The organism is Pseudoalteromonas sp. PAB 2.2, assembly GCF_001938575.1.
Taxonomy (GTDB): domain Bacteria; phylum Pseudomonadota; class Gammaproteobacteria; order Enterobacterales; family Alteromonadaceae; genus Pseudoalteromonas; species Pseudoalteromonas lipolytica.
In genome coordinates this window covers 163231-183958 of record NZ_LYPI01000008.1, presented here as the reverse complement: position 1 = coordinate 183958, position 20728 = coordinate 163231, and the positions used below count along the sequence as shown (strand labels likewise).

19 protein-coding genes are annotated in these 20728 nt (G+C 40.6%); 5 read left to right on the top strand and 14 right to left on the bottom strand.

Annotated features, from left to right (window positions below):
- Nucleotides 1-5 precede the first annotated feature (5 nt).
- The 5 genes from BWD47_RS04865 to thrS form a co-directional block, all read right to left on the bottom strand.
- The gene (locus BWD47_RS04865) at nt 6-1796 is read right to left on the bottom strand and encodes a M14 family metallopeptidase (RefSeq protein ID WP_075593537.1); all 1791 of its coding nucleotides are present in this window, start codon (nt 1794-1796) and stop codon (nt 6-8) included.
- Between the two features lie 198 nt (nt 1797-1994).
- On the bottom strand, nt 1995-2354 hold the full coding sequence (gene rplT, locus BWD47_RS04860; protein ID WP_036968189.1) for a 50S ribosomal protein L20: 360 nt from the start codon (nt 2352-2354) through the stop codon (nt 1995-1997).
- A gap of 15 nt (nt 2355-2369) precedes the next feature.
- Nucleotides 2370-2570, bottom strand: coding sequence for a 50S ribosomal protein L35 (gene rpmI, locus BWD47_RS04855; protein ID WP_004587840.1), 201 nt, complete (start codon nt 2568-2570; stop codon nt 2370-2372).
- A gap of 206 nt (nt 2571-2776) precedes the next feature.
- A complete protein-coding gene (gene infC / locus BWD47_RS04850) occupies nt 2777-3340 on the bottom strand; it encodes a translation initiation factor IF-3 (RefSeq protein ID WP_074989585.1) in 564 nt (187 codons plus the stop codon).
- A 57-nt stretch (nt 3341-3397) separates the two neighbouring features.
- Nucleotides 3398-5308, bottom strand: a complete 1911-nt coding sequence (gene thrS, locus BWD47_RS04845; RefSeq protein ID WP_036968184.1) for a threonine--tRNA ligase — start codon at nt 5306-5308, stop codon at nt 3398-3400.
- 257 nt (nt 5309-5565) lie between these two features.
- Here thrS and BWD47_RS04840 point away from each other — a divergent pair, with 257 nt between their 5' ends.
- The 3 genes from BWD47_RS04840 (at nt 5566) to BWD47_RS04830 (ending at nt 9039) form a co-directional block, all read left to right on the top strand.
- Entirely contained in the window at nt 5566-6576 is a 1011-nt protein-coding gene (locus tag BWD47_RS04840; RefSeq protein ID WP_075593536.1) for an endonuclease/exonuclease/phosphatase family protein, read from the top strand.
- A 64-nt stretch (nt 6577-6640) separates the two neighbouring features.
- Complete coding sequence (locus tag BWD47_RS04835; RefSeq protein ID WP_036968178.1) at nt 6641-7087, top strand: DUF3010 family protein; 447 nt, start codon at nt 6641-6643, stop codon at nt 7085-7087.
- Nucleotides 7088-7323: 236 nt separating this feature from the next.
- A complete protein-coding gene (locus BWD47_RS04830) occupies nt 7324-9039 on the top strand; it encodes an AMP-binding protein (protein WP_075593535.1) in 1716 nt (571 codons plus the stop codon).
- A gap of 97 nt (nt 9040-9136) precedes the next feature.
- On the opposite strand, the gene BWD47_RS04825 is transcribed toward BWD47_RS04830, so the two are convergent.
- The 6 genes from BWD47_RS04825 to BWD47_RS04805 all read right to left on the bottom strand — a co-directional run bounded on the left by BWD47_RS04825 (nt 9137) and on the right by BWD47_RS04805 (nt 14399).
- The gene (locus BWD47_RS04825) at nt 9137-9490 is read right to left on the bottom strand and encodes a DUF1428 domain-containing protein (RefSeq protein WP_036968171.1); all 354 of its coding nucleotides are present in this window, start codon (nt 9488-9490) and stop codon (nt 9137-9139) included.
- Nucleotides 9491-9595: 105 nt separating this feature from the next.
- A complete protein-coding gene (gdhA, locus tag BWD47_RS04820; protein WP_075593534.1) occupies nt 9596-10948 on the bottom strand; it encodes an NADP-specific glutamate dehydrogenase in 1353 nt (450 codons plus the stop codon).
- A gap of 97 nt (nt 10949-11045) precedes the next feature.
- Complete coding sequence (locus tag BWD47_RS04815) at nt 11046-12440, bottom strand: M28 family metallopeptidase (protein ID WP_075593533.1); 1395 nt, start codon at nt 12438-12440, stop codon at nt 11046-11048.
- Between the two features lie 91 nt (nt 12441-12531).
- Nucleotides 12532-13458, bottom strand: coding sequence for a hypothetical protein (locus tag BWD47_RS04810; RefSeq protein ID WP_075593532.1), 927 nt, complete (start codon nt 13456-13458; stop codon nt 12532-12534).
- Complete coding sequence (locus BWD47_RS20095) at nt 13459-13629, bottom strand: hypothetical protein (RefSeq protein WP_178387080.1); 171 nt, start codon at nt 13627-13629, stop codon at nt 13459-13461.
- A complete protein-coding gene (locus BWD47_RS04805) occupies nt 13626-14399 on the bottom strand; it encodes a hypothetical protein (protein ID WP_075593531.1) in 774 nt (257 codons plus the stop codon). Before BWD47_RS04805 ends, BWD47_RS20095 begins: the two co-directional genes overlap by 4 nt.
- A 375-nt stretch (nt 14400-14774) precedes the next feature.
- On the opposite strand from BWD47_RS04805, the gene BWD47_RS04800 reads away from it, so the two are divergent.
- Both BWD47_RS04800 and BWD47_RS04795 read left to right on the top strand, forming a co-directional pair.
- Entirely contained in the window at nt 14775-17264 is a 2490-nt protein-coding gene (locus BWD47_RS04800) for a TonB-dependent receptor (protein ID WP_075593530.1), read from the top strand.
- 66 nt (nt 17265-17330) lie between these two features.
- A complete protein-coding gene (locus tag BWD47_RS04795) occupies nt 17331-18431 on the top strand; it encodes a tyrosine-protein phosphatase (RefSeq protein WP_075593529.1) in 1101 nt (366 codons plus the stop codon).
- 23 nt (nt 18432-18454) lie between these two features.
- On the opposite strand, the gene BWD47_RS04790 is transcribed toward BWD47_RS04795, so the two are convergent.
- The 3 genes from BWD47_RS04790 to BWD47_RS04780 all read right to left on the bottom strand — a co-directional run bounded on the left by BWD47_RS04790 (nt 18455) and on the right by BWD47_RS04780 (nt 20659).
- Nucleotides 18455-19363, bottom strand: coding sequence for a GGDEF domain-containing protein (locus BWD47_RS04790; RefSeq protein WP_075593528.1), 909 nt, complete (start codon nt 19361-19363; stop codon nt 18455-18457).
- A 68-nt stretch (nt 19364-19431) separates the two neighbouring features.
- Entirely contained in the window at nt 19432-19827 is a 396-nt protein-coding gene (locus tag BWD47_RS04785) for a VanZ family protein (protein ID WP_036968155.1), read from the bottom strand.
- A gap of 4 nt (nt 19828-19831) precedes the next feature.
- Nucleotides 19832-20659: an alpha/beta hydrolase family protein gene (locus tag BWD47_RS04780; RefSeq protein WP_075593527.1), complete on the bottom strand. Its 828-nt coding sequence runs from the start codon at nt 20657-20659 to the stop codon at nt 19832-19834.
- Nucleotides 20660-20728: the final 69 nt, after the last annotated feature.

The following is a 20728-nucleotide window of genomic DNA, read 5'->3' as shown; positions in this document are numbered from 1 at the left end:
CGTTTTTATCCTTGTTCAGGTGTCTCAAACGTCATTAAAATTGGGTATTTTAAATACGCTTGATCATAAAATGGGGTACGCTCATAAAGCCAATTCAAACGCGCTTCTGGATCATTCGCAAATTGTTTATCTTCACGAATTTTCTGATCAAACTCTAACGCAAGGGCCGGTTTTTCTTTTAACATCTGTCGAGCATACGGCATGAGCGCGTAATTTTCCATGTACTCAGTACGTTGAAAAATGGTGTTAAACTCACCCCATGAAAAAAATGAATCAGGCGCTTCAGGGTGCAGCAAATGTGTTGCCAATTCTGAGTAGGGTTGCGCCGTTGAGACTTTATACCAGCCTTGTACATCTACCTGCACAGGGGCATAGTCAAATTTGGCATCTACACGAAAACGCCCTTCAAAGGGAGCTTTAGCAAATGTATAGTCGACTACGCTTGCCTGTGTCATCACTGCTGTTGGCGTGTTATCAACCGGAGTAACGTCGATACCGTGTAACTTAAGTTTTTTGATTATATTGCTATACGCAGGTGGAATGTAAAACGCACGAGGAACATGAACCGTTTTCTTAACGTCTTTTTGCCAAAAAATCGGCAATGACTCATAGTTTTTAGCTTCACCGAGGTATTTAGCTTCAGCTTGCCCTGTAAGCGCGCTTTCACTGCGTGAATAGGCAATGCCTTTAAATACGAGTGTGTCGGGTTGCTTTGCGTAACTACGCTCAACAACAAGTTGTCTCGGTTTAAAATCGAGCTCTTTTTTTACAGCGGCATTTAATGCTTTATCGTTAGCTGCAAGCGCATCAATAGCGCCGTCGATAAACACATAAGTGCCTAACACACGCTGCTTGTAAGGTTTTAAAGAGTGATTTTCAACTAAAATACTAGGCAATGAACGTAAGTCACCCCACCCATTCGAATAACGAGGTGTCGCAACCCATCCTGCTAAGCCTTTTTTAAAATCGCGCTTGTCCATAACAAACACTAATGGCCCAGGTATGTGCCCTGCTTTTTCTAATTTGGCATCAATGACAGGTTTAAACAGGGTGTCTAGCGCTTCTGACACACTTGGTGACTCACTTGAGAACACAGGATTGTACCCATACGTGACATCGTATTGGTAATCAGCGCCATCTGTTACATGTACATCAATATAAAGATCGGGTTTGAATTGATTTATAACCTGCATAACCCCTTGTACTTCGGGGGTATCAAGCTTTGTATAATCACGATTTAAGTTTAAATTTAGACCGTTAGTTCTAAATCCCATTTCTGCTGGGCCGCGTTGATTTATACGGTTAAATTGGCTACTACGTTCGTGACCATCTACATTCAGAATTGGAATGAACAGTATGTTTACTTTACTTAAAATATCACGACGCTTTCCGGTCGCAATATCACGTAATAGCATAAACATGGCATCTTTACCGTCAATTTCCCCGCTGTGAATACCCGCTTGAACAAAGATAGTTGGTTTGGTATCTGCAACAAGTTGTGTTGGCTCAAACAACCCTTGCTCATTAGCAACAAGCATTTTTATTGCGCGGCCACTGCTACTTGTGGCAATCGTTTTTACTTTAAATTGAGTAGGATTAGCCGCAACGAGTCGATCTACAAAAGCCATTGTGTCTGCATAATTTGGCGATAAGGTGCCATCACTTAATTCAAAATCAGTCGTTAATGGCCCTTTTTCTTGCATTAAAGACACACTGTTACCTTGCCACGGTAACAAAGGAGGTAGGTGGCTGTCTAAAGTCACTACAGTAGATAAAAACACTAAACTGGCAAACATATCACTCTCAAGTGCGGTACTTATTCTATTAACGGGAATTATAACAACTAATTAGAATAGATTGCGTAAACTGCGGTGATTCAACAAAAAAATGGAGCAAATGACAGGACGTGATTATTTAAAGATTCACGGTTCAGGAGTTCTAAGATCAAAAAAAGGAGCACTAGGCTCCTTTTTAAACTGTATCAAAAGCGAAAATTAAGCCGCTAGGCCTTCTTTAGCTTTTGCAACAAGCGCTGCGAATGCAACTTGGTCGTAAACAGCGATATCTGCAAGGATCTTACGATCGATTTCTACAGATGTCTTTTTAAGACCATTGATAAAACGGCTGTATGAAAGACCGTTTTGACGAGCTGCTGCATTGATACGTGCAATCCAAAGTTGACGGAAAGTACGTTTCTTAGCACGACGGTCACGGTAAGCGTATTGACCCGCTTTAGTAACTGCCTGGAAAGCTACGCGGTAAACACGTGAACGTGCTCCGTAGTAGCCTTTAGCTTGTTTTAAAACTTTTTTGTGACGTGCACGTGCGATAACACCGCGTTTAACTCTTGCCATTTCTGAAGACTCCTATTAAGCGAATGGTAACATACGTGAAACTAGACCATGGTCATTCTTATGAACCATCATCTTAGGACGTAAGTGTAATTTACGCTTAGAAGTTTTCTTAGTCAGAATGTGACGAAGATGCGCTTGTTTACGCTTGAAACCGCCAGAAGCAGTTTTCTTGAAACGCTTAGCTGCGCCTCTGTGTGATTTTAGCTTGTAAGCCATTGCAATAACTCCAAATGTATTGCTCAACAATATGGCAAGCAGGCGAGAGATATAAATAGCTCTTCTTTCAAGGCCTAACTTACCGCCATTATCCGGTGAAAGCCCAGTACTAATGCACTGCAACTTTACTTAAACCGGTTATTTCAGGTGAACAGCAAGCTGTTACTTGATGACCTGAGATAAATTCGGTGCGTATTATCGCTTGTTTATTGCTTTTTAGCAATAGGTGCCATCATCATAACCATTTGGCGACCTTCAACACGATTTGGGAAAGATTCAACTTGTGAAACATCTTCCAAATCAGCTTTAACACGATTTAATAATTCAATACCAATTTCTTGGTGAGCCATTTCACGACCACGGAAACGAATAGTAATTTTAGCTTTATCACCCGCTTCTAAGAACTTACGCAAATTGCGAAGCTTAACCTGGTAATCACCTTCATCCGTGCCTGGACGGAATTTGATTTCTTTCACCTGGATTTGCTTTTGCTTTTTCTTTTGTTCTTTTAGTTCTTTGCTTTTCTCAAAGATGAACTTACCGTAGTCCATAACCTTACAAACAGGTGGCTCAGCATTAGGACTGATTTCTACAAGATCTACACCCGCATCATCAGCCATAGCTTGCGCCTCTTTTAATGACACGATGCCAGCTTGCTCGCCGTCAATGTCAATTAAACGAACTTCTTTAGCTGTAATATCTTCGTTGATACGATTTTTTTGAGCTGTTTGTTGCCCTTTCTTGCCGCCTCTAATGGTACGATCCTCCAAGAATATAAAATAAAAAGCGTGTAGTTGGCTGTTTGTTATGCCCTACACGCTCATGATTTATTGTCGATTTTTTATTTCGTCGCTAATTTTTGCAATGAAATCATCAACATTAAATTTGCCTAGGTCTTCACCTGTGCGAGTGCGTACTGCCACTTCTTGTTGTTCAACTTCTTTGTCGCCTACAACAAGTAAGTAAGGAATACGTTTTAACGTATGTTCACGGATTTTAAAGCCAATCTTCTCATTTCTCAAGTCAGCAGCGGCTCTAATTCCAAGTTTATTTAATTTTTGTACAATTTCTTGCACATAGTCAGCTTGTTTATCCGTGATATTCATGATCACCACTTGCTTAGGTGCAAGCCATGTCGGGAACAATCCGGCGTATTCTTCGGTTAAAATACCAATGAAACGCTCAATCGAACCTAATATAGCACGGTGTATCATAACTGGTGTACGACGTTCGTTATTTTCTGCAACGTATGTCGCACCTAAACGACCTGGTAATGCAAAATCTAATTGCACTGTACCACATTGCCATGCACGGTCTAAACAATCATATAATGTAAATTCAATTTTCGGACCGTAAAACGCCCCTTCACCCGGTAAGTAATCAAACTCAATGTCGTTTACTTTCAGAGCTTCTGCTAACGCAAGCTCTGCTTTGTCCCACATTTCGTCTTCACCGATACGTTTTTCTGGGCGAGTAGACAGTTTTACAACGATCTTTTCAAAACCGAACGTTTCATACGTGTCGTAAACCATTTTGATACACGCTGATACTTCATCCATAATTTGGTCTTCAGTACAGAATATATGTGCATCATCTTGTGTAAAACCACGAACACGCATTAAGCCATGTAATGCACCTGATGGCTCATTACGATGACAACAACCAAACTCAGCCATACGCAATGGTAAGTCACGGTATGATTTTAGACCTTGGTTGAAAATTTGCACATGACCAGGACAGTTCATTGGTTTAATAGCATATTCACGCTTTTCAGATTCTGTGGTGAACATGGCATCTGCGTATTTATCCCAGTGCCCTGATTTTTCCCACAAAACTCGGTCCATCATTAATGGGCCTTTCACTTCTTCGTAATCGTACTCACGTAGTTTTTCACGAACGAAGTCTTCAAGCTCACGGTAAATGCTCCAGCCGTCATTATGCCAAAACACCATACCCGGCGCTTCTTCTTGCCAATGCCATAAATCAAGTGCTTTACCAATGCGACGGTGGTCACGTTTTTCAGCTTCTTCTAAACGTTTTAGATACGCTTTAAGTTGCTTTTTATCTGCCCATGCTGTGCCGTAAATACGTTGCAGCATTTTGTTTTCAGAATCACCGCGCCAATAAGCACCCGCCACTTTCATTATTTTAAAATGTTGGCAGAATTTCATATTTGGTACGTGTGGGCCACGACACATGTCAATGTATTCTTCGTGGTGGTATAAACCAGGGCGGTCATCTTTTGCGATATTCTCGTCTAAGATTTCCATTTTGTATGTTTCACCACGTGCTTCGAATGTATCACGCGCTTCTTGCCAGCTTACGGTCTTTTTAACCACATCGTAGTTTGTTTTTGCAAGTTCAAGCATGCGCTTTTCGATGGCGTCTAAATCGTCTTGACTTAATGAGTGATCCATATCGATATCGTAGTAAAAACCATTGTCGATCGTTGGACCAATTGCCATTTTCGCGTCAGGGAAAAGTTGCTTAACTGCGTGACCAATAAGGTGCGCACAAGAGTGACGGATGATTTCTAAACCGTCGTCATCCTTGGCAGTAATAATTTCTAAGCGCGCATCGTCGGTAATTAAGTCACATGCATCAACACGATTACCATTTACACGACCGGCTATGGTTGCTTTCGCTAAACCTGGGCCAATATCGCTGGCAACATCATATGTACTTACTGGGTTTTCAAAACTACGCTGACTGCCGTCAGGAAGGGTAATAACTGGCATTATAAATCCTTATACAGTGGTGATGCCTACAATGCATCACATGTAATTTTTTAAATAAATTTTGAGTAACTCTGCAACGCTTTTACGAATAAGCATTGCCATTTGGTGCCTAAAAGACGTGTATTTACTGAGTCTTCGCAAATACAAGCGCCCATTGTCGCCGCTAGAGTCCTCAAATACAAGTATTTAGGTCAGTAAATTGACAATTACTTAAGTCATTTCATACTTAACAGGTCAGTACTTTAACGGTGATCACGATGCCACACACGCATACGCTCAAGTTTGCTAGTTTGAATTTACTTAACTACACCGCTCCCCCTTATTCGTTTTACCAACAGCATGAACGCTATAACAACACGCAGTGGCAGCAAAAGCAGCAGTTTGTGCGTGATTTTCTGTTTGATTCGAAAGCCGATGTGGTCGCGTTTCAAGAGGTTTTTAGTGCTCACGCATTAGAAATACAGTGTAAAGAAGCCGGTTATGATTATTTTGAAACCGTCGACTCCCCTTCGCACGATGCGCTGTACCCTCAAGTGCTGTTTAATCCTATTGTTGCTATCGCCAGTAAATACCCTTTCACTTTTGTCGAACCTTTGACTCCCTGCCCAGAATTGCTTGAATACCTCAACAACCAAAGTGATTTTAAGTTTAATCGCACGCCTATAAAGTGTTTCTTGGACTTTCCTGAATTTGGTGAGGTGTGCTGTTATGTTGTGCATTTTAAATCACAACGTGTGCAATCTATGGCGCACATACTCAACATACATAACCTTGAAGATCCCTTATTGCAGTTGCTGCACCAAACAGTTGGCGCAATGCAATCGCAAATATCACGCTCATTAGAAGCGTCTATTGTTTATTACGATGCGTTAAAAACACAGCGTGAAAAACAATGTGCCACCTTGGTGATGGGCGATTTTAACGACGTGCTGACAAGCCCCACATTATCATTTATGACACAAGGCTTTCACCCGACTCGTTGCGAGCCCTGTATAGCAAATAATGAACCCGTCGTCGGCTTAACAGACGCCTACCTATTTTGCGCTGCTAGTGAGAACAACACAAAGCCGTTTAGTCACTATTACCACGGCAAGGGGAATGTGCTCGATTATATTTTGGTCTCTGCGCATTTTAATCCACAATGCGCACTATCAAAGGTCTCAAAGCTGGAATACGAAAGCTATGATGAGCATTTAAACCCCCACCAAGCAGTAGAAGATATTACAGTAAGTGACCATAGTTCGATTGCAATTAAAATTCATTTTTAAAGCAACTGTTTTTCAGGACGTTACTTGCTATAATTGCGCAAATTAAGTTATTTAGAGATTAACTATGAGAACATGCGGTGTAGAAATTACAGGTAGTGATGTACTACTGTGTATTTTAACGAAAGATAACGACGTGTTTGATATCCGTGATGTAAGACAAACTCGCTTCACGTTAGGCGATGGTAATGACACAGAAGTTATGCGCAAATTTCAGTTTGATTTTAGAAAACTGATGCAAGATTACCAAATTGATTCTGTTGCAATTAAAGAGCGTCAACCTAAAGGTAAATTTGCAGGCAGTGCTAAAGGTTTTAAAATGGAAACAGCCATTCAACTTATTGAAGAGTTAGATGTGCAGATTTTCAGCGCAACAACAATTAAAGAGCAGCTTAAACGCAATCCACTGCCTATCGAATTTGAAGACACTGGACTGAAAAAGTTTCAAGAAAACGCGTTTATCAGTGCCTATGTGTACTTAATGCGAAAAACCTATAAACAAGATCAAGCGTAATTTATCTTGTTTAAAAAGAACGTGCTACGGCACGTTTTTTTATGCCTGCCAAAAACCATTCTTTTCTCTTAATTTAGCTGCAATCACTGTACATTAGTCTTATAAGACTTTTATTTGTCGACAATCTATGCTTAGTTAAAACTGTAAGCTGACACTAAATGAACACGCAGTGTATTCATTTTTGTTATTTTCGCATCAAGTCCATGACAACATTTTAATAGGACACGGAGAAAACAATGCAAGCAAAGAACATACATAATAACAGTCTCCCATTAACACAAAGCTATTTTAAAGGTCGCACTGACATTCCTCTCATAGAGCAAACCATTGGTCAGTACCTAGACGGTATTGTCGACAATTACCCAGAGCACCCCGCGATTGTTGTTAATCATCAAAATATCCGCCTTACGTATAAAGAATACCAGCAACAGATTAACCAACTTGCGATGGGCTTGCTGTCAATTGGCGTTAAACCCGGTGATCGTGTGGGTATTTGGTCACCCAATAACATTGAATGGTGTTTAACACAATTTGCCACGGCGAAAATAGGTGCCATTATGGTGTGTATTAACCCTGCCTACCGCCCAAGCGAGCTAAAATACGCATTAAACAGTGTCGAATGCTCAACACTCATCACCGCTGATGAGTTTAAATCGAGTAATTATATCGACATGCTAAATGAACTTGCACCTGAACTAAAAAATGCAAATGCAGGCAATTTAGATCTTAAAGCACTTCCCCATTTGAAAAATATCATTCGCATTGGCGAACGTCCTACAGCGGGAATGTATTGTTTTAGCGACATAATGCAACGTGCGACCGATGCACATAAACTTGAGCTTGATGCGATTAGTGCAACATTAAAAGCTGATCAAGATATCAATATTCAATTTACCTCGGGTACGACAGGAAACCCTAAAGGCGCAACGTTATCGCATAAAAACATTCTCAATAATGGTTTCTTAATGGCACAAGCCATGAAACTAACCCATCTTGATAAATTATGCATTCCAGTTCCGTTATATCATTGTTTTGGCATGGTACTGGGCAATTTAGTGTGTATTAGTAAAGGGGCTACTGCCGTTTTTCCGGGTGATTCCTTTGATCCTAAAACAACGTTAGATGTTGTTGAAAAAGAACGCTGTACAGCACTTCATGGCGTACCCACTATGTTTATTGCCGAACTTGAACTAAAAAACTTTGCTGATTATGACTTATCAAGCCTGCGTACAGGTGTTATGGCTGGCTCCACATGCCCAGAGGAAGTCATGCGCAAAGTACAAACATTAATGCACATGAAAGAGGTGGTTATTGGTTATGGACAAACTGAATGCAGCCCGATTAACAATGTAACCGAAACCGATTCACCACTGGAAAAACAAGTGACAACAGTAGGACGAGCACTTGCCCATACCGAGGTGAAAATTATTGATGAACTTGGCGATATCCAAAAAATTGGTGTGCCCGGTGAAGTATGTAGCCGAGGTGCGGGTATTATGCGTTGTTACTGGAACGATGAAGAAAAAACCAATGCCACTATCGATGAACACGGCTGGTTACATTCTGGCGATTTAGGTGTGATGGACGAACACGGTTTTGTAGCGATTGTTGGTCGTATTAAAGATATGATCATTCGCGGCGGCGAAAACATTTACCCTCGTGAAATAGAGGAAGTACTATACACCTACCCAGGTATTCAGGATGCAGCGATTTTTGGCATCAGTGATGAAAAATATGGTGAAGAAGTGTGTGCGTGGATCCAACCAAAAGAGGATGCCGTACTTGATGAAGATGCCATTCGTGATTTTTTAAAAGACAAGCTGGCTTATTTTAAAGTGCCAAAGCACATTCGCTTTGTCGACGAATACCCGATGACAGTTACAGGCAAATTGCAAAAATTCAAAATGCGTGAACAGATGCAAGAACTACTCAACGAAAAGGCATTTTCGTAGTTTAGATGCAGTAAAGCTCAGCAAGGCTGAGCTTTACATAAATAGGCAATCAGACAGAAAAACTCAATGGGCTTAAACACGCCCACATACACGCTTCTTATTTGTCTAATATAATATCGAAACCACCATAAATCATACGTTTACCATCAAATGGCATGGGGTTGTTTTCAGGGCTCATACGTGAATCCTCCATTAGTTTCTGCCAGCCGCTATCGCGAACAGCTTTTGAAGGCCAGATGACCCATGAAAACACCACCGTTTCATTCTCATCCGCTTTTACAGCCATGGGAAATGAAGTGACTTCACCCTCGGGTACATCACTCCCCCAGGTTTCGACCACCTTTAACGCACCGTATTCTTTGAATATTTCGGCTGCAAATTCAGCATGTGCAAGGTATTTTTCTTTGTTTACTGTGGGTACAGCAGCTACAAAACCGTCGGCATAAGACATAAGTTAACTCCTTTAATAAGCATGTTAAACATAGTCTAGTAGCAAAAAAGTGGCTAGCTATTTTCATTAGCAGCGCATTCTTAACATTAATAAGTGTTCTGCGAGTTAAACAACGCCTTGCTTAAGCATCGCCTGAGCAACCCGCTCAAACCCCGCAATGTTTGCACCGAGCGACAGGTTGTCTTCACTTGAATAACGCTTTGCCGTTGCTGATACCCTATCAAAAATGTTTTTCATTACTTGTTGCAGTTTTTCGTCAACCTGCTGTGGCCGCCATGTTTGCAAGCTTGCATTTTGCGCCATTTCAAATTGACTCGTTGCAACCCCACCAGCATTAGCAGCCTTGCTTGGACCTAAATATACATCGTGTTCTTGAAATATAGCGTGTGCCTCAGCGGTCGTTGGCATGTTTGCACCTTCACAGACAATTTTACAGCCATTATCGACAAGCGCTTGGGCGTCTTTTTTAGTTATTTCATTTTGTGTGGCGCACGGTAATGCGATATCGCCGTTAAAGTGCCAAACTTGGTGACCATCTTTTGGATACTGACTCACAGGGATATACTCTGCTTGTGGGTGCTCGTTCAAGTAATAACGCAGCGCAGCGCCCTGCTCTTTTTTTAAGTGTTTTATTAATTCAACATCAAGGCCATCTTCACAATATAAGGTGCCTTTTGAGTCACTGCAGGTCAAAATAATCGCATCGAATTGTGACAGTTTTTCCATTAAATACAGCGCAACATTTCCAGCCCCTGACACCAAGCAACGTTTACCTTTTAGTGAATCATTTTTAGCATCAAGCATGGCACTAAGAAAATAGGCGATACCATAACCCGTTGCTTCGACTCTTAATGAAGAGCCCCCTAACAGAGTGGGCTTACCTGTAAGTACCCCATTATATTGGTTTGAAATCCGCTTGTACTGACCAAATAGATAGCCAATTTCTCGCTCCCCAACACCAATATCACCTGCAGGCACATCGGTTTGTGCACCAATATGTCGGTACAACTCTGTCATAAAAGAGTGACAAAAACGCATAATTTCATGATCACTCTTTCCTTTTGGATCAAAGTCAGCCCCTCCTTTTGCACCGCCTAAAGGAAGCCCTGTTAACGCATTTTTTAAAACTTGCTCAAAGCCTAAAAATTTGACCACGCTTAAATTAACACTCGGATGAAACCGTAATCCCCCTTTGTAAGGACCAAGAGAAGAGCTAAATTCGATTCTAAATCCCCGATTAACTTGCACGTTTCCTTTATCGTCTAACCAAGGCACGCGAAACATTATCTGTCTTTCAGGCTCAACTAAACGCTCAACAATCGCATTATGTTGATACACGTCATTTTCTTTAAGAATTGGGGTTAATGAGGTAAGCACTTCTTCAACGGCTTGATGGAATTCCTGTTCGTGTGGGTTAGAATCCTTTACAGTTTGCAGCATATTTTCTAGATATTGCATGTCAGCTCCTTTTTCAAGCTATTGAAATGTCTCACTAGTTTTAAACTCACTGATGAGACAAATCGATCACTTTATAATAAAGACGTGTTATTAGGTTTTAGGGCTCATTATTCGCCCATTCGAATGCACCCACATCTCCCGGAAAAACAACGGGTGATTCAATACCGTCTTTATTTACTGCTGCAACACCAAAATAGTAGTTATCAATCACCACATTTTTTAACGTCGCTGTTGTCACTTTGCCAACATCACGACTAAATTGCCACTGAGGTTCACTGGTATAACGCCAGTAAATTTTATAGCCTGTAATTGTAGGATCATCACTGTGGTGCCACGATAAGGTGGTGCTTGGTTTAACGGCCCCTGAAATACTGACTCCCGTTGGTGGTGCTGGCGCCCATGCCATTGACGCAAGACTCACTGCATTTAATGACGTTAACTTTGCAGCATATGCAAAATCAACATGATCAATTGTATCACCATATGTAATGCCATCTTCGGTGCGCAAGTCTTGATGTTGTTGATTATAATTTTCGTTGGTTTCCATTATACGAACAGCAGCAAAGCCAACATCGTTGAATGGGCGGTGATGCCCTCCACGCCCAAACCTGTCTAATCGATACACCAACATGGTATCAAGATTTTCTATGTATTTGTCTGCGATTGTATCGATGTAGCGTGCGAGGTTGCGGCTCGCGGAATCGACTTCTCCCCCGGTAAACCGACGCTTATGGGCTTGTTCTTTGGTTTCAATAACCCGTGTGCCTTCAGAGAAAATACGTGCGGTGGTGTTATCTGTTACACCATTAATACCGGTAGAATTACCGATCATATCGTTATTTAAGACAGCATGTACTCGCCAGTTATTATCTTGCGCGTATTTCGCTAATATTTTACCACCAAACAATCCTTGCTCTTCACCTGATAGTGCGGCATAAACAATCGAGCCATTAAATGTGTATTGTGACAACACTCGCGCAGACTCAATCACACCCGCTACACCTGAGGCATTATCGTTCGCACCCGGTGCATCTGAGGTGTAGTCCATCACATCACTGACACGAGAATCGATATCACCCGACATCATAACCATCCGATTAGGGTCAACCTGTCCTCGCTGAATGGCAATTATATTTACCACTTCAACAGGGGTTGGAATACGTTTTTCTCCAGAAATAGTGTCTTTGACCTCAATGATTTCAAGGCACTGGCCACACGCTTTTGAAATTGCTTCAAACTCCGCTTTTATCCAGCGTCTTGCAGCCCCAATACCACGAGTATTTGATTTAGTCTCTGATAAAGTATGTCGCGTACCAAAATCAACCAAGGTTTGAATATCTTGCTCTATACGGGTCTTTGAAACTGCACTGGCTATTTCATGCAACGCTCGTTGGTTATTAACTTCAGGCGTTGTGGCGTGTGCAGCCGTTGCTAATAGTAATGATGAGCCAAACAAAACACTGCTCGTTGTTATTGTTTTTCGCTTTAACATAGTGTCACTCCTTCAATGAATCATTCAAGGCTAACTAATATTTCGCTTCAAGCAATAGTAATGAGTTAGAAGACAGATTATTAGGTTAAAACTATGAGACGAACTTTAATTGAGAGGCTGACAGCTTCAAGCTATAACGGTATCGAGCTGTTCGTTCATCCCGTTCGCAGTCAAACAAGTAGTCACATGCTAAATCATCAAGTACACGTTGTAGCTCTGTTTTAATCTTATTACGGTTCTGATCCAAAGTTTTGCTCTTTAAGCCACCATCAAGATCACGAATTGCTTTTTGATGACCACTATATTGCAACATTAACTTGGCTAATACCTGACCACTTTTTTGATCGGGTTTAGCTTGTGGTGGATTCAAATAAGCAGGCTCACCCTCAAACTTTCTTTTCGCATACCAAAAATAATAAAGTAAAGGGGTTTTGGAAATTCTGATAGGTACACCATGGATAATCACTTGTTGATTAACTAAGTCAAAGCACAACTCATCGTCAGCCTCTGCCGCTTGCAATGCGTTAGACATCGTTAACCCCTGCTTTAACGCAATACTTAGCCAGCACCGTTGCTGTGCTGGTAATGATTCTAATTGTAACGCTTGCTGGGCAGTTAATTCATTAATTAAACCTTGATGTTTTAAATCGTCAAGCCAACTTGGTTCTGTAATCGCCTTTATTTCTTCAATCGCGGCAGACCTTGTTTCATCATACGCCGCTATGTTGTTGGCATTAATTTTATGCTTTACAAAAAGACTCAACAGATAATCAATTAATACCCCAAGCGCAGTTAATATACTAGCGCAAATGACCACCAGCCAGTAACGAAATTTAATTGAGCTAGCAATGCTTGCATAAAGCCTATGATTACCAAATTGCCAGTTGAGCGTATTACTGCCTAAAAGCTCTATTTTACTGAGGTTTAATTTAGTCACAGTCAATGACTCGACTAAATTTATCGGTAATTGAGATACAAAGGTAATTTCATTCATGTCTTGTGCTAACGAATGGCTCATTCACAAAAGTTCATGGCTTTCATCAATAGCATTATTGAGTGATGGGTTAACTACCTTAGGGAGTTGATCTGCAAGTGTCATCAATAGTTGCTGTTTCGCACTTTGCCCTGACATGAAAACAAGCCCAACAACAATGACTAAAAATAAGACGAGCATTTTTAAGTAGCTCATCTTAACCCCCCATCTAAACTATAAGGATGCGTAGTATGAACTTTTAAAAGTCTTGTTTGATATTGTTGTAAATAAGATGTCAGCGGCGCAGCTAAATAAGTATATTGATTATTGAGATACCAAGACAATGTCGATGAAACATGTTGTAAGGGCAGCGTTTTTGATATAGGCCAATGCCGAAGCTGCTCATGATGACCTACACTTGGAATTATATCGAGCTTTTCCGCCATGAAATCATTGACCAAACTTTCTCTATTTGGATAAAAAACAAGTTGTGCAATATCAAGGCCGTGACCAAGCTGTTTTAACTCACTCATTGGAGCTAGATAACCAGACTCGCTTCGTTTGTCTTCAAGTAAACCGATTCGTTTATTCTTTAATGAATTTGCTGAAAGTAGCATGTTGTGTTGATGTGAAAACCATGAAATCTGATAACTAGGTAAACTTAATATTGCCGTATAAAAATCATCCCAATTTGGCAGTAACCCGCTTAAGGCATAATCACGATTTAAAATAAGTGCATAATTGTCATTGAGTAATTGTTCTGTATTGAGCATCTCTCTGGGCTGCCAAGATACTGTGACTGTCTCAAAGGGTTGGCCAACTAACAATGAGCCACATAACTTTTCAGCAAACACCTCTACTTGCCAATTAGTGGGCAAATAAATATGAAAGCGCTTTTTACCACTAGGCTGTTTAACATTACAGCGATAAGTGTATTGCTGTTTTAAAGTCAATGGCTCAATTGTCTGATGGGTAAAAAAAGCCATGCAAGACAAAAAAAACGCAATGACAATAAGCAGCTTCAAAATGTAGAAAACAGAATTATGGGGCATTTATTATTTTTAAAGGGGTCTTTTAAATGACTAATTTATAGCATTAATATTACAAAGTTATGAAAAGCGATTTGATTACTTTTTATTATCAAAGAAACATAAATTCACACCTTGCCTGTCCCCTTATTCGGTTAAGTAAATTAATCATAAAGACATCTCTAAAAAACAATAAACCTATGTTTTATATAAACAAAAATTTAAAAGATATCCCTGTATTTTGAATCATTTATTTTTTAACCAAACTGCAATATTTCTATTCCATTCTTTCGGCAACTTTTTAAACAGCAAAAAATAACCCGGAGTATTCAAGTGACACCATTTACTCGAAATCGATTAGCAGCGTGTGTTGTACTTGCCTGTTCATCGTCATATAGCTATGCAGAACAAACAAGCGATTATAACCAAATAGAAGAAGTCGTCGCTGTGGCATCTCACATCAAAGATAGCCAAAAAGCTGCAATCATGGCAAAGCAATCAGCCTCAAATTTTGTTGATATTGTAGCAGCTGATACCATTGGACGTTTTCCTGATCAAAACTTAGCAGATTCATTAGGGCGCGTTCCTGGTCTCGCTATTGAACGGGATCAAGGCCAAGCACGATATATTAACTTCCGCGGTGCACCATTTCGTTACACCACAATTGCTATTGATGGCATAACCATTCCTGGCGCTGAGAATGGCCGTATTCCCCGTTTTGACAGTTTCCCTTCTGTTATTACCAGTCGTTTATCAGCAAATAAAGCGATTATGCCTGATATGCCTGGTGAATCGATTGCTGGTTTTATTAATATCGAAACCTTTAACCCCTTTGATGTCGAAGGTTTCTCACTCGCCACTGATGTAGGTTTAGGTAATCAAGCATTAGGGGATGGTGATATTAGTAAGTTCTCAGTTCGTACTTCATGGTCTAACGAAAATGTAGGCATTAGCTTGTTCGCATCACAAAACAGCCGTGAACAAATCACGGATAACCGCGAGTTCGACTTAGAATACATGGATGGAGAGCTACTTGTTAACGAACTTGATATGCGAAGTTATAAAGTAAAACGTGAAGATGAAGCCTATGGTGGCCGATTAGAATATCGTCCAAGTGATTCAATGAACCGTTTTTTCTTCAGTACTCTTTACAGCAAGTTCCAAGATCACGAAGAGCGCAACCAGTATGTTTTTGACTTTGCAGGCGGTGCAGAAACTTCAGGCAGCAACTTAGTTTCGGGTGAGACAGGTACCGGCCTTGCATTGGTAAGTCGCTCATTAGAGTATGGTTTGTATGAAAACTCGACATGGTCCAATACCCTAGGCGCTGATTTACAGTTAGGTGATTGGTTTTTAGAGGCACGTACAAACTTCACTAAAACAGAAAACGATGTGTTTTTACCCCTGCCATACAGCTTATATGGCGCTGCAACTGTAAGTTATGATGTATCAGATATAAACGACCCACTTGTCACGCTTGCACCAGGCACTTCACTTAATGATATAGACTATGGCTATGAAATGTTGTTGGTTTACGGCAGTTCATTATCGATTGATAGCTTGCAATTTAAACTAGATGCAGAAACTGACTTTGCTTTCGCAGGGCTTAATAACACCTTTAAAATGGGGGTCGGTCATGACCAGCGTGAAGCACAAGGTTATGGCACAAATGGTGGCATGGCATCACTTAATGGCATTAATCCAAGCGACTATGTTACTGATAAAGCGTGGCATACTGATTTCACAAACAGTATTAACGGCACTTACTACAACAATAAACAGCTTCGAGCAGATTTAGAAAGCGCATCAGGTGGGCTTACGGTCACACCTGATAACGCCAGCAAAATAAATATCGATGAAAAAATCACCACAGCGTATGCTATGGTTACCAACCAATTCAAATGGGGCTCAGTGGTCAGTGGTGTGCGTATTGAAAGTACAGACTACACGAGCAGTGGACCAGAGGGTGAACATTCAGATACCTTTACAGAAGTATTGCCGAGCGTGAATTTAAACGTTGACTTACATGATGACGTTAAATTCAGAGCTGCACTTTCAACGGGTATGAGCCGCCCTACTTACAATGAATGGCGTGCATCAGCGTCGATTGATACCACAGAGCAAACCATATCGGGTGGCAACCCATTCTTAGACGCTGAGTCTTCATATGGCGCTCATATATCATTAGAGTGGTATGCAGGCGATGCAAGTCTTGTTGCAGTGGGTGCTTTTCACCGACACATTGATGATGTGATTTATGCGGATACTACCTATATAGATGCAGGTAACTACATCAGTGAGTTTGCCGGTGAACAATGGAAATACACTGGTTTTGTAAATGGTGACGAAGGTCATTTTCAAGGTATCGAGCTTAACTTTATCGGCCAAGCAAGTGACTTTATCTCGCCTAGTTGGGATGGTTTTGGCTTTTCTGCCAATCTAACATTATTAGAGAGTGAATTTACCACGCTTTCAGGTAATAGCTTTAGTTTACCGGGCACATCAGACATGATTTTCAACAGCTCCGTTTACTACGAAAACGACCTATTCTCTGCGCGTTTAAATTATCAGTATCGTGATGACTGGTTATCTACCACAGAAAACGACAGCATGGGTGAATACTGGGCTGCACAAACCCGTTTAGACTTATCACTCAGTTATACATTAGCAGAGCCTGTGCATGACGCAGATGTGAGCTTTTACGCCAACATCAACAACCTTACCGATGAAATTGACGTACGTTACATCGGCACAGAAGCAACCCCTAACCAAATTGAACGCTATGGTCGCCGTTATATGGCGGGTGTACGCATCAACTTCTAACCTACTTTTTAACTTTACAGCTCAGAGTTTAATAGCTCTGAGCTGAGTAATAGCCTAGGAATAACTATGAAAACAGTGTTTAAAAAAATTGCCATTGCTGCTTTAGTATCATCAACGCTTGCTGCGTGTACGACAACTGAGCCCAAAGTCGCTATTGAATCTGCGCAGACTAATTTTAATAATGAGAACTATCAAATTAGTTGGCAGCAAGATATCCCTGCACCTGTTGATGTGCTGGTATCAACGACGCCAGATTTAAGTAAAGCAACAATAATTGCTGATGATATTTCTACCAATGTATTTGATTGGCTACCGAGCGATGAGCATCAGCGTTACTACTTTTTTGTAAAACCAGAAAATGGTGAAGCAATTATGACCACAACTCGACTAATTCCACTTGAAGGCGGCCGTAACTTCCGCGACTTAGGCGGCTATAAAACACAAGATGGTCGCACTGTAAAATGGGGTAAAATTTATCGTTCTGGGGTTTTAGCAGGTCTAACAAACAATGATTATGCGCTTATCAATAGCTTAAATATCGATACTCTAGTTGATTTTCGTGCTAATTCAGAACGTGATTCAGAAGTAACAGTGTGGGCTGCTGATAAAGTAGAAATCATTGACCGTGACTACGAAATGGACTTTGATATGGGGCAAATAGGCAAAGTACTTCGCGACCCTAACTTAAGTCGTGAAAAGCTTGAAAATATCATGGTACAAATGTACCCACGTATTGTTGAAGATCAAAAACAGAACTACACGCAAATGTTCGACCGTTTAGTCAATAAAGACGGTGGTTTATTGTTTCATTGTACTGCAGGAAAAGACCGAACTGGGATCAGTGCAGCACTGATTTTGACCGTGTTAGGAGTCGATCAACAGACAATTATGAACGACTACCTAGCATCAAACGACTATCTCGACTTTGAAAATATGCTTGCAAAAGACACCGGTAAAATGGATCCCAAATATGCAGCAATGATGCAGTTTTTTGCCCGTCTACCAAAAGATGTGGCGATGCCACTTAAAGGAGTAACTCAACCTTTACTTGAGTCTGCAATTCAAAGCATGGAAAAGCAGCATGGTAGCGTACTTAATTATATTAAAACTGAATTAGACGTAAGCGATGAAGATATTCAAATTTTGCGCGCTAAATACTTACTGTAAATAACGTAGTGTTCACTCTAAAGTTACCCTGTGTTTTGAGCGCCGGGTAACTTTATATCATCGTTATAAAACACAACTTGATTCCCCCCCGAATGCTTGGCACGGTACATGGCTTTATCAGCACATTGAATCAAATACTCTGCATCACCATAATATTCAGGAAACATTACGGCCCCCATACTAGGGGAGTAAGCAAGCTCGGCATCGTTAAATTCAAGTGGCTTTACTATCTCTTTCTTTAACGTGTCGACCAACATGAGAATGTCTTGCTTGTTCTTTATACTGTTTAAAATGACAACGAACTCATCACCCCCTAAGCGACCTACACTGTCATTTTTTTTAAGCACATGACGAATTCGCATCGCGATGGTTTTTAATAATTTATCACCTGCTGCATGACCATGAATATCATTAACTTGCTTAAATCCATCTATATCAATAAACAACACCCCAAGCACCGACGAAAGCGTATTAGCGATTGACAGTGATTCTTCAAGTTGGTTTATTAAAAAGCTTCGATTTGGTAAGTCAGTGAGCGGGTCATGCCCTGCTAAATAGATAAGCTTTTGTTCGAGTTTTTTTTGCTCTGTTATGTCAAACGCAATGGCGACTCTTACTTGCTTCTCTTGTGACCAATACACAGACCACAAAACATGCACGATCCGGCCATCTTTTCTTACCCAGCGATTTTCAAACCGTGGGTGCTGATTGTTGTTCATTATTTGGTTAATTGCATGTATGGTTTTTGCTCTGTCTTCGGGGTAAACAAAATCGAGCATTTGTCTATTAATTGCTTCGCCAGGTGAATAACCAAAAATAGTTTCGAAGGCAGGATTTGTAAAAAGTAAGCAACCTTTAACATCTACAACACACACAGCGTCTAGTAAAAGCTCAACAATATCAGGTAAATATTCAGATGTTTTTGTATTCATAAGCGACTTCTAAGCAACCCATATTCTGAGTATAGCCGAAACAAAGCGAGTCACTAAACCACTAAAAATTAATTTTTGATCGGGTATAAGCGCTTAGATAACCAAACAGAAATACCACTAAAAAAAGCAATGCCCATGAAATCAGCGACTAAATCAATAAAATCTAACGTCCGAGTTTCAACAAAGTATTGACTCAACTCCTCTAACACCACGAACGTTGCCACGATTGCTGCGGCATAATAGATAGTATACCCGGCCACAACAAACGTTTTAAATTTAAAGGCAAGATTAATAAACAAAGTAAGTAACCCGAACAGACAAAAATGGCCTACTTTATCACCGTAAGGAATGGCAGCAACGAGATCAAAAAACACCGCTTTTTGACCCGTATTAGCGAGGTAAATTACCCAGCCGATAAAAATAAAAAAAGCAGCAGCTAAAACGACCAGTGCGCGTTGTAACATGTTATTACTCCATATGAGATGTTAAGAATAAAAACTGATAAGGGATCACTCGACGCCAATAATGCCAGTCATGTTTCCCAGCACGCTCAATATAGTCATGGCGGATTCGCATTGTGAGCATAGCGTGGTGTAATGCACGATTCTGTTCAATAAAAAAGTCATCAACCCCTATATCGAGCATAATCGCTAAACTGTCATCGCCTTTTTTCCAAGCCGTATTGCCCCCAGCTATTTTATGAAGGTTGTTTATAATGGCAATATCATCCCAGCGGGCTTTATTTTGTGCATAACTGCCCAGCACATTTGCTAAGTCAAATTCTGCCGAAAACGGCCTTACATCAACCCCAGCTGAGATACCCGATACCGCAGCAAACCGTTCAGGGTTATTAATTGCAATATGTAATGCACCAAAGCCTCCCATCGACAAGCCTGTTATTGCTCTGCCTGATTTACTGGCATTCGTTGCATATGTATTATCAATAAAATTAACGACATCATCTGCAATGTATGTTTCGTATTGAGATGCGTTATCAACTTCAGAATCAACATACCACGAACCATAGTTACCATCCGGATTGACGATAATGACGTTATAGTGATCTGCTAATCTTTCTATCTCTGTCAGGTTTGACCAATCGGTATGGTTTCCGCTAAAGCCGTGCAATACGTACACCACGTTATAACGTACAGACGAATTGTAACCCTGCGGTAGAATGACAGTCAGCGGCTTTTCAATCGCTGTTTTTTGACCTTTAAACGTAACGGTTTCGAGCTGATACGCACTGACAGGCAAACACACTAATAGCGACAATGCACAGAGTAATTTTTTCATGATGGCGTCCTTTTTCCTGCTATGTTTTCATTAATTTAAATACATGTAAATACATGAATAAATGTTGTA

Bases quoted from the DNA above. Each gene is read 5' to 3' on its own strand.
- BWD47_RS04865 (WP_075593537.1), bottom strand. From the start codon at position 1,796: ATGTTTGCCAGTTTAGTGTTTTTATCTACTGTAGTGACTTTAGACAGC.
- rplT (WP_036968189.1), bottom strand. From the start codon at position 2,354: ATGGCAAGAGTTAAACGCGGTGTTATCGCACGTGCACGTCACAAAAAA.
- rpmI (WP_004587840.1), bottom strand. From the start codon at position 2,570: ATGGCTTACAAGCTAAAATCACACAGAGGCGCAGCTAAGCGTTTCAAG.
- thrS (WP_036968184.1), bottom strand. From the start codon at position 5,308: ATGCCAGTTATTACCCTTCCTGACGGCAGTCAGCGTAGTTTTGAAAAC.
- BWD47_RS04840 (WP_075593536.1), top strand. From the start codon at position 5,566: ATGCCACACACGCATACGCTCAAGTTTGCTAGTTTGAATTTACTTAAC.
- BWD47_RS04835 (WP_036968178.1), top strand. From the start codon at position 6,641: ATGAGAACATGCGGTGTAGAAATTACAGGTAGTGATGTACTACTGTGT.
- BWD47_RS04830 (WP_075593535.1), top strand. From the start codon at position 7,324: ATGCAAGCAAAGAACATACATAATAACAGTCTCCCATTAACACAAAGC.
- BWD47_RS04825 (WP_036968171.1), bottom strand. From the start codon at position 9,490: ATGTCTTATGCCGACGGTTTTGTAGCTGCTGTACCCACAGTAAACAAA.
- gdhA (WP_075593534.1), bottom strand. From the start codon at position 10,948: ATGCAATATCTAGAAAATATGCTGCAAACTGTAAAGGATTCTAACCCA.
- BWD47_RS04815 (WP_075593533.1), bottom strand. From the start codon at position 12,440: ATGTTAAAGCGAAAAACAATAACAACGAGCAGTGTTTTGTTTGGCTCA.
- BWD47_RS04810 (WP_075593532.1), bottom strand. From the start codon at position 13,458: ATGAGCCATTCGTTAGCACAAGACATGAATGAAATTACCTTTGTATCT.
- BWD47_RS20095 (WP_178387080.1), bottom strand. From the start codon at position 13,629: ATGAGCTACTTAAAAATGCTCGTCTTATTTTTAGTCATTGTTGTTGGG.
- BWD47_RS04805 (WP_075593531.1), bottom strand. From the start codon at position 14,399: ATGGCTTTTTTTACCCATCAGACAATTGAGCCATTGACTTTAAAACAG.
- BWD47_RS04795 (WP_075593529.1), top strand. From the start codon at position 17,331: ATGAAAACAGTGTTTAAAAAAATTGCCATTGCTGCTTTAGTATCATCA.
- BWD47_RS04790 (WP_075593528.1), bottom strand. From the start codon at position 19,363: ATGAATACAAAAACATCTGAATATTTACCTGATATTGTTGAGCTTTTA.
- BWD47_RS04785 (WP_036968155.1), bottom strand. From the start codon at position 19,827: ATGTTACAACGCGCACTGGTCGTTTTAGCTGCTGCTTTTTTTATTTTT.
- BWD47_RS04780 (WP_075593527.1), bottom strand. From the start codon at position 20,659: ATGAAAAAATTACTCTGTGCATTGTCGCTATTAGTGTGTTTGCCTGTC.